Origin of the sequence: Streptomyces sp. WAC05292 (assembly GCF_003949955.1) — a bacterium.
GTDB lineage: Bacteria > Actinomycetota > Actinomycetes > Streptomycetales > Streptomycetaceae > Streptomyces > Streptomyces globosus.
Genome location: NZ_RPSE01000812.1, coordinates 1 through 837, shown reverse-complemented (window position 1 = coordinate 837; position 837 = coordinate 1). Strand labels below are relative to the sequence as shown.

Annotated in this window: 1 protein-coding gene; it reads right to left on the bottom strand. The window is 75.9% G+C overall.

Features of this window, described 5'->3' with window-relative positions:
• Positions 1–92 precede the first annotated feature (92 nt).
• The coding region (locus EF903_RS33190; protein WP_148142676.1) for an AMP-binding protein at positions 93–837 on the bottom strand (745 nt) is incomplete at its 5' end.

Below are 837 nucleotides of genomic sequence, written 5' to 3'. Positions count from 1 at the left end.
CGCCCGCCCCTCCCGGCAGCGGCCCGCCTGCGACCCGGACGGGCCCGGATCCACCCGTACGGCCGCGTCCCCGGGCCGCCGCGCAGCCCGGGTCACGGCCGGTACAGGGCCGCGACCTCCCGCGCGTACGCCGTCTCGATCGCCCGCCGCCGCAGCTTCAGCGACGGCGTCAGCAGCCCCCGCTCCTCCGTGAACTGCTCGGGCAGCACCCGGAACGCCCGGATCGCCTCGGCCTGCGACACCAGCGTGTTCGCCGCGACCACGGCCCGCCGCACCTCCGCCGCGAGATCCGCGTCGTGCACCAGTTCGGCCGCCCGCAGCTGCGGCCGGCTCCGCATCGACAGCCAGTGCGCCACCCCCTCCTCGTCCAGGGTGATCAGCGCGGCCACGTACGGCCGGTCGTTGCCCACCAGCACGCACTGCGCGACCAGCGGATGCGACCGCACCCGCTCCTCCAGCGCGGCCGGCGCGACGCTCTTGCCGTTGGAGGTCACCAGGATCTCCTTCTTCCGCCCGGTGATCACCAGGTAGCCGTCCTCGTCGAGCCGCCCGATGTCCCCGGTCGCGAGCCAGCCGCCGCGCAGCACCGCCCGCGTGGCCCGGGCGTCGCCCAGGTAGCCGGAGAACACGTGCCGCCCGCGCAGCCACACCTCCCCGTCCTCGGCGATGTGCACGGCCCCGCCCGGGATCGGCCGGCCCACCGTGCCGTACTTCGTCGCACCGGGCTGGTTCGCCGTGGCCGCCGCGCACGACTCGGTCAGCCCGTACCCCTCGAACACGGTGATCCCGGCTCCCTGGAAGAACAGCCCGAGCCTCCGCGACATCGCCGACCCGCCC